The 14081-nt window shown below is 44.5% G+C and carries 19 protein-coding genes and 2 pseudogenes; 5 read left to right on the top strand and 16 right to left on the bottom strand.

Features of this window, described 5'->3' with window-relative positions; genetic code table 11:
* Positions 1–88: 88 nt before the first annotated feature.
* The 3 genes from NQ550_RS07940 to NQ550_RS07930 are packed head-to-tail and all read right to left on the bottom strand — an operon-like array spanning position 89 to position 1885.
* Positions 89–1006, bottom strand: coding sequence for a sensor histidine kinase (locus NQ550_RS07940; protein WP_119251467.1), 918 nt, complete (start codon positions 1004–1006; stop codon positions 89–91).
* 5 nt (positions 1007–1011) lie between these two features.
* Positions 1012–1704, bottom strand: coding sequence for a response regulator transcription factor (locus NQ550_RS07935; protein WP_002594745.1), 693 nt, complete (start codon positions 1702–1704; stop codon positions 1012–1014).
* Positions 1697–1885: a helix-turn-helix domain-containing protein gene (locus NQ550_RS07930; protein WP_025580818.1), complete on the bottom strand. Its 189-nt coding sequence runs from the start codon at positions 1883–1885 to the stop codon at positions 1697–1699. The genes NQ550_RS07935 and NQ550_RS07930 overlap by 8 nt, the downstream gene beginning before the upstream one ends.
* Before the next feature lie 144 nt (positions 1886–2029).
* Here NQ550_RS07930 and NQ550_RS07925 point away from each other — a divergent pair, with 144 nt between their 5' ends.
* A complete protein-coding gene (locus tag NQ550_RS07925) occupies positions 2030–2398 on the top strand; it encodes a helix-turn-helix transcriptional regulator (protein WP_025580819.1) in 369 nt (122 codons plus the stop codon).
* Between the two features lie 27 nt (positions 2399–2425).
* Here the strand turns inward: NQ550_RS07925 and NQ550_RS07920 are convergent, their stop codons facing one another.
* From NQ550_RS07920 to NQ550_RS22065, 4 genes and pseudogenes are all read right to left on the bottom strand, one after another.
* Positions 2426–2725 carry a hypothetical protein gene (locus tag NQ550_RS07920; protein WP_025580820.1) on the bottom strand — a complete coding sequence of 100 codons (300 nt, stop codon included), beginning with the start codon at positions 2723–2725 and terminating at the stop codon, positions 2426–2428.
* A 16-nt stretch (positions 2726–2741) separates the two neighbouring features.
* Positions 2742–3095, bottom strand: coding sequence for a TnpV protein (locus tag NQ550_RS07915; RefSeq protein ID WP_025580821.1), 354 nt, complete (start codon positions 3093–3095; stop codon positions 2742–2744).
* A 26-nt stretch (positions 3096–3121) separates the two neighbouring features.
* A pseudogene (locus NQ550_RS07910) lies at positions 3122–4369 on the bottom strand (DUF4368 domain-containing protein); the annotation flags it as partial.
* A 33-nt stretch (positions 4370–4402) separates the two neighbouring features.
* A pseudogene (locus NQ550_RS22065) lies at positions 4403–4594 on the bottom strand (VirD4-like conjugal transfer protein, CD1115 family); the annotation flags it as partial.
* Between the two features lie 11 nt (positions 4595–4605).
* Here NQ550_RS22065 and NQ550_RS22805 point away from each other — a divergent pair.
* A complete protein-coding gene (locus NQ550_RS22805) occupies positions 4606–4773 on the top strand; it encodes a hypothetical protein (RefSeq protein ID WP_334297079.1) in 168 nt (55 codons plus the stop codon).
* 193 nt (positions 4774–4966) lie between these two features.
* Positions 4967–5377 (top strand): sensor histidine kinase, encoded by a 411-nt coding sequence (locus NQ550_RS07905; RefSeq protein WP_242826326.1) that lies wholly within the window; start codon positions 4967–4969, stop codon positions 5375–5377.
* A gap of 66 nt (positions 5378–5443) precedes the next feature.
* On the opposite strand, the gene NQ550_RS07900 is transcribed toward NQ550_RS07905, so the two are convergent.
* From NQ550_RS07900 to NQ550_RS07860, 9 genes are all read right to left on the bottom strand, one after another.
* Positions 5444–5713 carry a hypothetical protein gene (locus NQ550_RS07900; RefSeq protein ID WP_025576881.1) on the bottom strand — a complete coding sequence of 90 codons (270 nt, stop codon included), beginning with the start codon at positions 5711–5713 and terminating at the stop codon, positions 5444–5446.
* Between the two features lie 80 nt (positions 5714–5793).
* Entirely contained in the window at positions 5794–6582 is a 789-nt protein-coding gene (locus NQ550_RS07895; protein ID WP_025576883.1) for a shikimate kinase, read from the bottom strand.
* Positions 6583–6837: 255 nt separating this feature from the next.
* A complete protein-coding gene (locus tag NQ550_RS07890; RefSeq protein ID WP_025576884.1) occupies positions 6838–8070 on the bottom strand; it encodes a D-alanyl-D-alanine carboxypeptidase family protein in 1233 nt (410 codons plus the stop codon).
* Between the two features lie 180 nt (positions 8071–8250).
* The gene (locus NQ550_RS07885; RefSeq protein ID WP_025576885.1) at positions 8251–9045 is read right to left on the bottom strand and encodes a zinc dependent phospholipase C family protein; all 795 of its coding nucleotides are present in this window, start codon (positions 9043–9045) and stop codon (positions 8251–8253) included.
* 18 nt (positions 9046–9063) lie between these two features.
* Positions 9064–9633 carry an SMC-Scp complex subunit ScpB gene (gene scpB, locus NQ550_RS07880; protein WP_008704505.1) on the bottom strand — a complete coding sequence of 190 codons (570 nt, stop codon included), beginning with the start codon at positions 9631–9633 and terminating at the stop codon, positions 9064–9066.
* Positions 9634–9662: 29 nt separating this feature from the next.
* Complete coding sequence (locus NQ550_RS07875; protein ID WP_025576887.1) at positions 9663–10475, bottom strand: segregation and condensation protein A; 813 nt, start codon at positions 10473–10475, stop codon at positions 9663–9665.
* A 45-nt stretch (positions 10476–10520) separates the two neighbouring features.
* Positions 10521–11351 (bottom strand): metallophosphoesterase, encoded by an 831-nt coding sequence (locus NQ550_RS07870; RefSeq protein WP_025576888.1) that lies wholly within the window; start codon positions 11349–11351, stop codon positions 10521–10523.
* A gap of 58 nt (positions 11352–11409) precedes the next feature.
* Positions 11410–12444, bottom strand: coding sequence for a molybdopterin-binding protein (locus NQ550_RS07865; RefSeq protein ID WP_025576889.1), 1035 nt, complete (start codon positions 12442–12444; stop codon positions 11410–11412).
* A gap of 114 nt (positions 12445–12558) precedes the next feature.
* Positions 12559–13758, bottom strand: coding sequence for a D-alanyl-D-alanine carboxypeptidase family protein (locus NQ550_RS07860; RefSeq protein ID WP_025576890.1), 1200 nt, complete (start codon positions 13756–13758; stop codon positions 12559–12561).
* A gap of 72 nt (positions 13759–13830) precedes the next feature.
* Here NQ550_RS07860 and NQ550_RS22800 point away from each other — a divergent pair, with 72 nt between their 5' ends.
* Entirely contained in the window at positions 13831–13896 is a 66-nt protein-coding gene (locus tag NQ550_RS22800; protein ID WP_320055409.1) for a DUF6783 domain-containing protein, read from the top strand.
* A 6-nt stretch (positions 13897–13902) separates the two neighbouring features.
* On the top strand, positions 13903–14001 hold the full coding sequence (locus NQ550_RS22525) for a DUF6783 domain-containing protein (RefSeq protein ID WP_334291043.1): 99 nt from the start codon (positions 13903–13905) through the stop codon (positions 13999–14001).
* The last annotated feature ends 80 nt before the right edge of the window (positions 14002–14081 follow it).

Raw genomic sequence — 14081 nt, 5'->3', positions numbered from 1 at the left:
ATTAACCTTGCCGCAACCTTGCATTAACCTTGCAATTTGAAATCCAGCAAAAATGACAAAGGTTCCCGCCATAAAGACGGGAACCCGCTTAAATCTCCAAAGGAAAAAGCAACATAAATTCAGTTCCTTCTCCCGGAAAGCTTTCAACTGTTATGCTTCCACCCATCTTTTCTACAAGCTGATGGACAATAGAAAGACCAAGTCCGCTGCCTTTTTCAGAGCGTCCTTTATCACACTTATAAAGCCGTTCAAATATGTGTTTCAAATCTTCTTTCTCAATTCCCACTCCATTATCCGCCAGCAACAGCTCCATACTGTTTTCCTTCTTCGATAGGGAAATTTTAATTTTGTCCGCATGGCTATGAGCGATTACATTTTGAATAAGGTTATTGATGATCCTCATATAGCTATCCATATCTAATCTTACCCGGACAGGCTGTTCAGGAATATCAATGTCATAATCAACCTGTTTATCCTCAAAAATCGGTATCCAGTCGATCAGAATATTTCTTGTCAGCTCTGCGACCTCAACGCTCTGAATCTCCAAAGCAAACTCGTTGGAATTTAACTTGAACCAGTCAAAAAGTACATCAATGTATTCTTTCAGATCATGGGCTTTCCGACGGGCGGTTTCAATATAATCATCCCGGTCTTTTCCTGTGACCAGTCCTTTGTGTGTAGCGTCAAGATACCCAAGCAGAGTAGTAAGGGGCGTTCGCACGTCATGGGAAAGGCTCGTCATAAGTTGGCGGTTGGTTTCTTCTGTCTGCCGTACAGTTGAAAGTCTGCTTTCATAGGCCACAACGATCTCATTGATTTCATAGGCAAGAGGTGCTGTCAGTTCATTTGTTGCAGATAGAATACGCCGGTTGCCATTTCCGTTTTTCACATCAACCAGCACATCGGTCATTTCTGCTATTTGTTTTTTTACGCGCCGAACGAGAACGATGGAGGTCAGCACAGCCAAAACAGCAATCACAATGGACAAGAAAACGATGATTTCCATGCTGGCTACACCTCCTTATTAAACCGGTAGCCAATCCCTTTGACCGTTTGTATATATTTTGGGCTTGAAGGATTGACTTCTAATTTTTTACGAAGCCGACTGATAATCGCCATAATGTTACTGTCGTCATAGAAATATTCTTCGCCCCAAACTTCCTCATAAATCTGCTGTTTTGTCAAAATTTTTCCTTGATGCTTTGCACAGTACAGGAGCAGATCAAATTCCTTTGGTGGAAGTTCAAAAGTGCCATTTTCCGTCGTAACAGAACGATTTTCAAGGTCAATTTGCAATCCATCAAAATCCAGTTTTTGCACAGCTCCGGCTTGATGATTAAAACGGGTGTAGCGGCGAATGAGAGACGCAATACGGGCAATCAGTTCGTCCATATCAAACGGTTTTGTCAGATAATCGTCCGCCCCGGCCCGTAAGCCCCGCACTTTAGAAATGCTGTCATTTTTGGATGTAAACATCAAAATCGGCAGACTGTTCTCTTTGCGGATTTCTTCCAGCGTTTCAAAGCCATCCATACCGGGCATCATCACATCCAGCACTACAAGCTGATACTCCTGCTCTTTTAATTTCTGCAAGCCCTCTTTTCCGGTATTACAAAAATCAGCTTCTATGTTTTCTGCTTGTACGCTGCGTTTAATCAAAGCGCACAGTTCTCTGTCATCATCTATAATCAAAATTTTATTCATGGCGCAGCTCCTTCCCTTGTCTTGTCCGCCCATCAATCGGCTTCTCCGCAGTTTTAGGGATCAGCCAAATACCAGCCATTTTCACAGCGCCGTGGATACGCCCACCAGCACAATAGTAATTTACTCTACGAGGTGTCACGCCCCATTTCTCGGCAGCCTCTTTCAATGTCATATAGTCCATTTCGCACCTCCACAGAGTACATTATAGTTCTCTTTCTCGAACAATGCAAGAAACGGAATGTGAATTATAAACTTCAACCAACCTGCATATAGCAACATTCCGCAGGCAAAGTATGAATTATACAATGTAACTGGGTGATGTTATATGGCGAAAGTTGAAGATTGTCCCGGTTTTGAAACCTTCGGTGCGGATGTCAAAGTCGCACGAGAGGCAAAGCGTCTGACACGAAAAACATTGGCAGAAATGGTTGGGATTGAATGGCGGTATCTTGCCAACATTGAGAATCAAGGTGCGATTCCGAGCCTGCCTGTGATGATCCAGTTGATTAAGGTCTGCGGACTTCCCGTAGAGCGATATTTTAACCCGGAGATCATGCGGGAAGAAAGCGCACAGCGGCAGCGGGTCAGCCACAAGCTGAAGCTCTGTCCTGAACAATACCTGCCGATTATCGAAGGTGCCATAGACGGGGCGCTCAAAATGGAACAGACTGCGAACCAGAAGGAGGACGCATAATCGCGGCCTCCTTCTGGCGTTTCTATATCAAGTTTCCCGGCACTTTTCCAAAAGTTCCCGGCACCTCTGCTGGATTTCTCCGGTTTCTGTCACAGTCAGTTCACGCTCGTTTCCGGTAATTTTATCTTCCAGAAAGTTGGCGTATGTACCCAGCAAAGCGTTCCGTAAATCCTCTGGGGTTTTCTGTATCTCGGCGCTATACCAGTCATTCCGGTGGGGTTCCCATGCCATCAATGTATAACCGTGGCTGGTCTGAACCACCTCATACAAAGGGTCATCATCCAGATATGCCTGAAACACTTTCAAAACCTTTTCAAAGGTCAGCATTTCCCGCACCTCCCATTCAGCTGCAAATCAGTTCCCAGATTAAAATTTCCTCAATCTGTGCCGTTAATGTGTTCATTAGCCCCACCCAACGCATAGGATCACAGGCTTTCAGCTCCTCAGTGACACCCGCAGCCTCCATCATGTGAGGTAACATGGTGTCCATACGCTCCTGCGCTGTCCGGTCAATCTCTAACAGGTGTGGATACAGCTTCTCGCTCATCAGCAGATGGTTGTAGAGAATGGGGCGATGTTCCTTTAGGTAGGATTTTCGCATTCTGCCGTACTTGCCGATAGAAGTTTCCGGCTGCACAGAAAGTTTTAGGTTGGGTATATCATAATCTCCGCAACGAATGTAAGTCAACTTACTCATATTCATTCTCCTTTGCTCCATGATGATTAGACTGCTATGCTGCCTTTGCGCGGTTCTTCTTTCGGCAGCTGTCCGACAGTAGAAAAAACGCCTTTTTTCATATCCTCCGCCCGGATCAGGGCTTTCTTAGCGTCCATTTCCGCTTTTTTCTTTGCCTTAATTTTGTCCTCATACCGTTTTTGTGCGCCACTGGCTTTCCGCTTCAAATAATTCTGATGAAGCCTGTCCTTGCGTTCTTCTTTTTTCAGCAGTTCTTCCTGTTCCTCCGGGGTTAAAGGAACCGGCTGTAAGGATGGTGGGATATAGCGTCCTAAAAAATTAAAGTAGATTTCAATTTCCTGCGTAGTGTCCTGACTGCCTTTTCGGGCGCGTTCGTGGACAAGGATTTTCTCTACAAACTCGTTGAGCATGGTGTTTGTCAGCGTGTCAAAATTCTCGTACTTATCAATCAGGGCTATAAATTTCTCCGCTGATTTCTGACTCTGCTCATAGCTGGTAACAGCCTTTTCCAGCTCTGCAATTTCAATCTCAAGTGCGTCCTGCTCTTTGGCATACTGTGCATCAAGCGCCCTATATCGTGCATCCGGCAGCTTGCCGAGGGCGTTGTCCTCATAGATTTTGCAAATCAGTTTTTCCAGTTCTCCGGCTCTCTTTTGAGCAGCGGCCAGACGCCTGCGCTTTCTCGCTATATCGGCACTCTGTTGGGCAACCTGCGTTTCCTGAACGGCGTGAATAAATTCCGTCCGATCATTTCTGGAATATTCAGCGATAGCCCGGAGCGTGTCGGAAACCAATGTCAGAACAGCACTCTCATTGATACGGTGTTGTGTAGGGCATAGTATCCCACACGGAACTTTGGTATAATTGGAACAGGTATATTGAGAAATCCGCTTGCCATTGTTGGTGCGGTGGACATACATCTTGCCGCCACAATCGGCACAATAGAGCAAGCCTGTGAGGGGAGCCGCTTCGCCCCAGCCGTTTGGATAACGCCGTACATTGCTGCGGATTTTCTGCGCCAAATCAAAGGTCTGCTGGTCGATAATGGCTTCATGGGTATTCTCAAAGATCGTCCATTCGTCCTCAGAAACATAGTGGCTTTTCTTGTCCTTAAAGTGCTTGCGGGTCTTGAAATTGATGGTGTGCCCTAAATACTCTCGCTTTTTCAAAATGTTTACGATGGTAGATGATCCCCATCCATAGGGGTCTTTGACCGGCTTTGAACGGTTCACACCCTCGTTGAAGCGGGCAAGGTGTACGACAGGAATTTCAATCTCATGATTAAGAAGTCACTTAGAGCATATATCACCGGCGGCCAGCTTATATTTCTTATACTGGCGCACCGCAAAGTGATTTGGCTTCTCGGCTTCCAGTGCATCAAACATCAGGTCTACGGGGTTTTTGAACTCCTCGTCATCCTCACGGACTTCCATGGCATTGATGAACTCAATGAGGGTGGAGAAGTTCTGCTCCTCCACCGGAGCCTCATAATGGATATACTTTAAATGTTATCAAGTCACTTGCTGAAATTCATGATGTACCTGAAATCGAAACCATTGCTACTTGTATGTCTGAACTTGTACGGTATAATCTGGAAAAATTTCCTGTTGCAACTCTTCAGGAAGAACTCCAGCGTTACTGTTCACACACCACTATCCCGCGAGGTGTTTTGGCATGAATATGCCAAAATCCCGAGACATACAAGCCAAAATTCCATTGCCGCAGGCAATCTGGAATGAATTTTGGCTACGTTACTGTGAACGGAGTGAACAGTAACACTCCAGCAGGTTCAGCGCTATATGACTATCCAGAACATACGCTTTCCCGGAAAATTCTGCTATGATATTAATGTCCCACCTGAATTCCTGCAGATGAATCTTCCTGTATTTTTGTTCCAGCCACTTGTAGAAAACAGTGTGGAACATGGTTTTTCTAATAAAGAAAATGAATGTTATATCAGTATTTCCTGTCAACTTGAAAACGAATTACTTCATTTCCTGGTTGCTGATAACGGAAGTGGAATGTCTCAGGAACAATTAAAAACTTTTCAGTGTTCCGGCAAAACTTCTCCAAAAGGGCATCACTCTATTGGACTTGCAAATGTAAATCAAAGGTTACACAGTTATTATGGAGAGGAATATGGACTTTTGGTAGAAAGTATACCTGGCGAAGGTACTATTATTGATATTGTACTGCCTTCCTCAGCCATTAATATAGAGCCTTCCTTTTTCCAACCTGAATTATCCAAAACTATCTCTTTATCTCAGAATCCTTCACAATAAAAAAATATCGAATTTCTCCAAAACGATTTAACCACTCATCAATAATATCCGAACTATTGGCTTCTATCATCCTGCGGCATTTAAAATGCCTCCTTCCTGCGAAAATTCAATGATAAGATGAGCGTTATTTCTGATTAATTGTTTAAAATATGCCATCTCTGTATCAGAATATCCCTCAATATCCTCCCACCTATAATCAGGAAGCCAGCATGTGGCATTGTGAAATCCTCCAAATTCATCAGGAGTTTCTATATAGACTTTTACTTTCCCATCTGCTTTCATTTCTGAATGAGTAATTTCTGTATCATCATTCAATGTCATAAACGGATACATCATAATTGCATTCATCCCTTCTTCACTTAATTTACCTGATATCCGGCACTTCTGAAATCATAAACAAGATCTGTCATGTTGTATTATTTTTCTTCATCCATGGTGCGGAGTCTGTGTACAAGCTCTTCGCAGATCTCCAGTTCGTTTTTGCCGTCTGTCTCGATGATAATGTCTGCTGCCGCCTCGTATTTGGCACGGCGTTTCTCCATCAGTTCTGTGATAAACGGAACAGTCTTATTGTTCTCGATCAGCGGACGATCGTGGTTGTCTTTGACACGGTCAAGGATTGTCTCCGGTTTTGCTGTGAGGAGAACAACACGGCCATTCTTCTTCATCTCCACTACATTGCACTCTCTCATTGGAGTACCGCCGCCGCAGGAGATTACAACATTACTGCGTGACTGCATCTCGATGAGAAGATTTGTCTCAAGATTACGGAAATACTGCTCGCCGTATGTCTCGAAGATATCGGAAATACTCATTCCCTGTCTCTGGGCAATGATTTGATCCATCTCTGCCACATCCATGGCAAATACATTCTTAAGGAAATCAGAAATTGTGGACTTACCCGTACCCATAAAGCCGATCAGTACGATATTATAATCGAAGAGCTTTCTCGCCTGGATCCGTTTACTGTTTGTGCGGATGCATTCAAATACATCGGAAACCTCATCCTTATGGCGTCTGCCTTCCATTCTCTTCTCCAGCCATTCTTTCTGCTTCGCTTCCTGCTCAGGCTGTAAGATCTGGAGTCCGTTGGCTTCTTTATATGCCATAATGTCCTCCACGATCCTGTTACGCATGATAAGTGCATCCAGAATGATCTCATCACACTGACCAAGACTCTCTCTGAGTATTTCTAACTGATTCATATCTCTTTCCCCTGTCTTTCCTATGTCAGCTTGCAGCAGACCGCAAATCAGCCACAAACTGCCATAAAATATTCATGAACGGCAATATATAAATGCCGACTGTTAAAGTTTATTATATCAATGTCGCTTTCGCATAGCAACCCTTTAAACCATTGAATTATTTCATCCGTTCGATAGTTTTTTTTCTATGAATTCAACAAACAATTCTATGGCAAGACTCTGATGACAGTTCTTTAAGGTTCCCATATACTATATCTAATGAAAAAAATCATGAAATACTTTTTCAGTGTACCATTTAAAACTGATTTTTTCCACTGATTTCTCCGCATAGACCGGATAAAAATCTATCAGTTTTCCATCCAGGTAATAGGCTATGCGGCCAAGTTTCTCCCCCTTAAGAACCGGCGCACTGACTTTCTGCGGGATTTCCATTTTACAGGTTACAGTTTCCCCTTTTTTCAGAAGGACTTCTTTTTCCCTGTCATATGCAGTTACACTGCATTTACCCCTCAGATAGATTTTCGTTCCTATATCCTGACCATCTTCCACACCGTCTGTTACCAGAATTTTTCCGGTCTGTGGTTCTTTCCAGTAGGTTTCGTACTCATAGTTGTAATCTCCGAAGTCCAGCAGTTTCTTTGTGTCACTCCATTTATAGGTTTTGTGGTTGGGCCATCCACAGCCAAGGAGGCTGACGATAAATGTTTTGCCCTCTTTTTCCCAGGCACATACATAACAGTAGCCAGCCTGGGAAGTATAGCCTGTTTTTCCGGCAAGAACTCCGTCTCTCATGTCAAGAAATGCATTGGCATTATGTACAGAAAAGGTTCTCTTTCCTGTGATCTCCGAGAATGTATAATCTCTGGTCTGTGCAATGTGCAGGAATGTTTCGTTTTTAACAGCATAGCGCATGATCAGCGCCAGATCTTTGGCTGTTGTGTGATGTTTTCCGTTCTCATCCTCAGCATCCAGGCCATTGGGTGTGATAAAATACGTATCCTTACATCCTATCTGTTTTGCTTTCCGGTTGAGCATTCTGGCAAAGCCTTCCACGCTTCCTCCGCAGTGTTCTGCAATGGCAACCGCTGTATCATTATGGCTTTTCAGCATAAGGGAATACAGAAGATCCTCCAGATAATACTGTTCTCCTTTCCGAAGTCCCAGCTTTACTTCCGGCTGGGATGCCGCATTCTGAGAAACCTGAACATAATCATCCCCCAGAGAGTTCTCCAGTGCCACAATACAGGTAAGCACCTTGGTTGTGCTGGCATTTGCCAGAGGACGCTCCCCATCCTTTTCATAGAGTACTCTGCCTGACTCTCCGTCCATGAGGACTGCTGATAATGCATACAGTTCTGCCGGTTCTTCTGCAACAGGTGTCATGTCTACTGTCTGAGGTATTTTGTGCTCCGCTCCCCGGGCGGAGGTGTATGTCTGCGTAAACAATAATACCGCCGTCACAACAATGACAGCGGCAATATGTTTCATTCTCATACTCCACCTCACATGCTGGCAATCCATGAATATCACTGTTCATAATTTACGGTTATTCACAGATTTATTGTTTACAGGATATCTGCATGATTTTGCTTCACCCTATAAGATAATTTATGCCTGCATGTCCGGAATATGACTGTCACAGTTCCGAAAAATATCGGGACATACCCATTACCCGTTATAGGTCCGGTCCCATCTTCTGCTCAGATGATAAGCTCCCTCCCTTAAGGTATAAAGCTCTCTCAGATATTCCACAGCTTCGGGAACCGCCTCTCTGTAAAGCCTCTCAAGTTCAGGCATGGGAGCTTTTGCCTGCTCTACTGCTTCGGCAGTCATGAAATGTTCAATGACAGAGCCGATGGACTCTCCTCCCAGTCTCAGAAGTCTCCCCAGAATCCTGCGTTTTCTGCCGTGGTCATCACATACCATAAAATTGGTAAAAATTTTCATCATCCTGACAGAAATATAAATGTTCATGGTTTTCACCAGAGGAATGGCCCTGTGGATGACTCTGGCATATTCCATCTTCGGCACTATCCCGCAGGCCGGATAATAATGGTCGGGATCTTTGCCGGTCTCTTCCATAAGCACACGGTCAAATTCTTTCTCCAGAACAATGTGAGGAATAACTCCTTCTGCAGCCATCTTATTTACATAAGGATGACATGCGGAGTCCAGAATATAATGACAGCCAAATCCAAGAAGATATGCAAAGAGTGCCTCATCGTTATTTCTTCTGACCTGCCGCATCCCTTCTTCAAAAAAGGCTCTTGCCTTCTCATGATGCATCTCAATCCCGAACTGGGTAACAGGATTCTTTGAAACCATATAGTAGAACAGGATATCCGGCCCATGTAAACCGATCCTGTACAGATCTCCATGTCTGCGGAGCAGAGCTTTCATATCTGGAGGCAGTCTCTTATATACTTCTTTTCCAAATAAATCATGTGCATATGTGGTTGGCATTATTTTTTCTCCTTTATCTTACACATCCAGTTTCAGCTGGATTTCTTCCTCTGCCTCTGCCTTAAAGTCCTCTATCTGGACAGGGTCAGGGACAGGCAGGGATTCCAGATCCTGTACGCCGAAGCAGCGCAGAAACTCTTCCGTGGTTCCGAGCAGGATTGGACGTCCGGGGGCATCCAGACGCCCCAGCTCCCTGACCAGACTGTATTCTACCAGCTTGTTGATGGCGTGGTCACATTTTACCCCTCGAATCTTCTCGATTTCCGCCTTTGTAACCGGCTGTTTGTATGCAATGATGGATAAGGTTTCCAGCATAACATCTGACAGTGCCGGCTTCTGAGGATGCAGGGCAATATTGATCAGATACTGATAATATTCTTTCTTTGTACACATCTGGAAAGAATTCTCCAGTTCTATGATCTGGATGCCTCTGTTCTCTTCCTGATAACGGTCCATCATATTGCGGATGATCCTTCCTGTTGTCTTCTCGTCCACACCGATGGCTCTGGCGATCCGGGGCAGTTCTACGGAACCGCCCATTGCAAAAAGTATTGCTTCTATCGCAGCTTCTGTCTCCTTAATCTTCACTCAGTCTTCCTCATTCCTTATCCTTTTTATTACATATTGATCTCTGTATTCTGCGGTTCATCTTCCGCAAATTCTGTAAGATTCTTCCATGTATCCGGGTCTGTCTGTACTTCAACAGAGATATCATCGAACAGTCTGTCCTGCTCCACATGGATATGTCCCATTTTCATCAGTTCCAGTATGGAGAGAAAGGTGACGATCACCTGTACTTTCGAGCACTGACTCTCCAGGAGATTGCGGAAGCTGAATTTTTGATGGGTACGGGCAAAATCTTTGATCTCTATCATCTTATCAGACAGACTGACCTCTTCCTTCTCGATGGTTCCGAATTTGCTTCGGATAGGATCAACCTTGTCTTCCTGCCTGCGGATGATGGACTTGTAAATCGCATTCAGTTTCTCCAGCGTGAGACCTGCCAGAAGCTCCTTTGGATCTACAGGCTCTCTGTATTGCAGTACCTCATCCGGAATAGTGGGCTCTTTAAAGAATACATTTGCCGCATCGTCCATCTTGTCCTTTAATTCATAGGACATAAACTTATACATCTTATATTCCAGAAGTTTCTCCACCAGTTCCGCTCTTGGATCTTCCTCTTCTCCCTCTTCATTGACCTCTTTCGGGAGAAGCATTTTACACTTGATATCCAGCAATGTGGCTGCCATGACCATAAACTCACTCATGATTCCAAGGTCTTCCCTCTCCATGGCATGGATGTATTCCATATACTGATCTGTGATCTCCACGATGGGGATATCATAGATATCTATTTTATTTTTTTCGATAAGGTGCAGTAAGAGATCCAGAGGACCTTCAAATACTTCCAGCTTTACCGGAATTCCCATAGCACAGTCTTTTCCTTTTCAAGTAAATATTTCGCTGCCATACAGTCAGCAGACAGTAACAATATTCTCAGCATTTGGTTTCAGATCCACCATCAGCAATTCCCTGGGATTATGGATTCTCACAGGTATGGTGTGTTCCCCTGCTCCTGCGCTTACCAGCATATGCTGATCCTTCCTGTGGAAATCTCCGCAGCAGAACTTCGGAAATGGATGAAGCTGTGGGGAAAGCAGGCCATTGTGCCTGCCAAGTCTTACAATCCCTCCATGATAATGCCCACTCAGGATCAGATCCGCACCCCAGTCAAAATAGGTATCTCCATATTTGGGACTGTGGGCCAGAAGAATATTCAGGGAATCGGAAGATGGTTCTCCGATCAGTTCCCTGACTTCCTCTCTCTTAAGCTGTGGAGAAAATGGCTTTTTATAATAGATCAGAGGTATTTCCAGACCATAGACAGTAAGGCTGGTTTTTCCCACCTGCAGGCTGCAGGATTCATTATGCAGGATATGGATCCCGGCTGTCTTCAGCTCCTTTTCATATTCCTGATATCGGGCTGCCATACAGTTCTCCTGAGGATCTGTCCTGTACAGCTTATATTCATGGTTTCCCAGCGCATAATAGACCGGATACTGCTGAGCAAGGCTCCTCAGAAGGGAGGAAGCTTTTTCCAGAGAGGCAGGATCATTTCTCACGATCATATCACCGGCAATGAGGATCCCATCCGGTCTGTACCGGTGGATTGTCTCCGGAAGCTTTCTGTTATCAGTGCCAAATTCCATGCCATGAAGATCTGCGATCACAGCAAATCTGATGCCTCTCGCATCCTTTATTTTGTTAGAATGGATTGTATAATGTACGGTTTTAAATCTTTTCATGCAAGTTTTCTTTTCCCTTTATGTTCACTTTATGTCTGGCAACGCACTTTGCGGGATATTATTTTCCGAATCCGCAGTTCGGGAATGTACAGACATCACAGTTCAGGCAGAGTCCACCCTCTCCAAGTTGGTTGATCTCTGATAATGTGATCTCATCATCTGCCATCAGTCTTGGCAGAAGCAGATCAAAGATGGTATTCTTTGCATACATAACACATCCCGGAAGCCCAAGGATCGGTATCTGCCTGCCGTCTTTCTCATAATAGGAGATCAGCATCATAGCTCCCGGAAGTACGGGTGCACCGTAGGATACGATGCGGGTTCCTGTTGCTTTAATCGCACCCGGAGTTCTGTCATCCGGATCTACGCTCATTCCACCGCTGCAGACTACCATATCGGCTCCCTCTTCGATAAATTTCAGGATGTCGGCTGTTATCTGTTCCATATCGTCACCCGGTTTTGTCTGACCGATGACCTCTGATGGAAATTTTGCAAATTTATCTCTCAGTACAGGAGTGAAGGTGTCAGTGATCAGACCTTTCTGCACTTCACTTCCTGTTGTTACGATACCAACCTTTTTCTTTTTATATGGCAGAATGGAAAAGACTGGCTCTGTGCCTGCCGCCTCTGCTGCACGATCCATTTTCTCCTTCTCGATCACCAGAGGGATAATTCTGGTTCCTGCAAGTTTACCGCCCTTCTTTACAGGAAAATCTCCATGGCGGGATGCGATCATCATCTCTCCAAGTGAATTGACAGCCAGCAGAGCTTCCCTGCGGATCTTAAGCACTCCGTCAATGTCTGCGATCAGCTCGATCTTTCCCTCTTTTATATCAGAACCATGCATGGTGTCTGAATCTCCGGCACAGATCTTATAAAGGATCTCTGCGCCTTCATTCTCATGAAGGATTCCTTCTTTCTTCTCCCACACATATAAATGTTCTTTTCCTACAGAGAGTAACAGAGGAATATCCTCTTCTCTGACGATATGACCTTTCTTAAAAAGCACCCCTTTTTTAACATCTTTGATAATCTGTGTGATATCATGACACAAAATATGTCCTACAGCATCTTCTGTACGGATTTCTTTCATTATATAGTACCTTCCTTTTGTTTTTTATTTCCCTCAATACCCATTTGGATTTATTATACATCGGATTGCTGTCCTTTGTCAAAAAATTATAAAATTGTCTAAAATACTTTTTGTCTACAGTTTCAGGACAACTTTTTTCAGACAATCCAGATACGTGGCTTTTCCTGAATTTTCTCCATAAAGGATCCGCACTTTTCCCACTTCCTTCCCATCGACGGAATAGATCATCTCCCCTGCCAGGGTGTTCTTTTTCACCGGAGCCTTTACTTCCCTGTGGATCCTCAGCTTTCTTTTTACATTCCCGATATTCTGTCCTGTAGTGTCCAGATAATGGAACTGTTCCTCATAAACCAGGGAAACCGTCTTTTTCTTTCCATTTCTGACCGGGACCTCAGGCAGAGCTTCCATTTTCTTATCTATGTACAGGCTGCATTTTGAAAAGCCATAATTTAACATGGAGGCTGCATCTTTAAATCGCACTTTATAGTCCGGGGCTGCCATCACTGCTGCGATCAGAGTAATGTCATTTCTTTTGGCGACTGCACTGAGGCAGTATTTTGCAATACTGGTGCTTCCTGTTTTCAGGCCGACACAGCCCTCGTAGCTGCGGATCAGTTTGTTGGTATTGGTAAGTCCGAATTCCTTTGTCCCCTGCCTGGTCACATGGGTGATATTTTCCATCCAGACAGAAGAATATTCCAGAATCTTCGGATATTTTGTGATCAGTTCCCTGCTCATGATGGCAATGTCCCTGGCTGTTGTGTAATGATCGGGAGATTCTGTCAGACCACAGCAGTCTTCAAAATGAGTATTTTTCATCCCAAGTCCCTCTGCCCGTTCATTCATGTGGCGGACAAATTCCTGTTCACTGCCGCAGATATGCTCTGCCATTGCTACGCTGGCATCATTTCCTGATGCAATCACAATGCATTTGATCAGGGTTTCCACTGTCTGGATTTCCCCCTCCTCCAGAAACACCTGAGAACCGCCCATGGACTTTGCATGGGCACTGGTTGTGACTGTGTCGTCCATTTTCAGGCTGCCTTTATCCAGAGCATCAAAGATCAGGATCAGTGTCATGATCTTTGTGATACTTGCAGGGCTTCGTCTGGTATCCGCATCCTTCTGATAAACGACTGTTCCTGTCTGCGCTTCCATTAAGATTCCTGAGGGTGCTTCAATAAGATCTGTGGATTCTGCCTGTTTGGTATTGCTTTCCTCGGGCAAAAAGATTCCGGCGGCATAAGCAGGGGTAATGATAGTGCAGACCATGATGATCACAGCGCATATTATGGAGATCCATTTTTTTTGCATATTCTCTCTCCGATCAATGTACCGGCAGGCTGCCGGCACGCTAGAGCGTGTCTGAAAAATGCTTTACGCAAGATGTGCGTCACAATTTGTGGGATATTTTGCCCGGATGAGGGCGCTGTAGCGGGCTACGGCAACTGAATTCGGATGAAATATCCCGCAAAGTGGGGCGTGCAGATTGTGGGAATGATTTTTCAGACACGCTCTAAGACTACTTTCTTTATTCATTATATAGCAATCCAATAAAATAATGCATCTTAATCCGATCCGATACCTGATCATAATCAGATAAAAAGCACTGAAAACCATAAAAATACGATTTTCAG

The organism is Blautia wexlerae DSM 19850, assembly GCF_025148125.1.
GTDB lineage: Bacteria > Bacillota > Clostridia > Lachnospirales > Lachnospiraceae > Blautia_A > Blautia_A wexlerae.
Note: the sequence above shows the minus strand (reverse complement) of the source record. Positions and strands in the feature narration are given on the sequence as shown.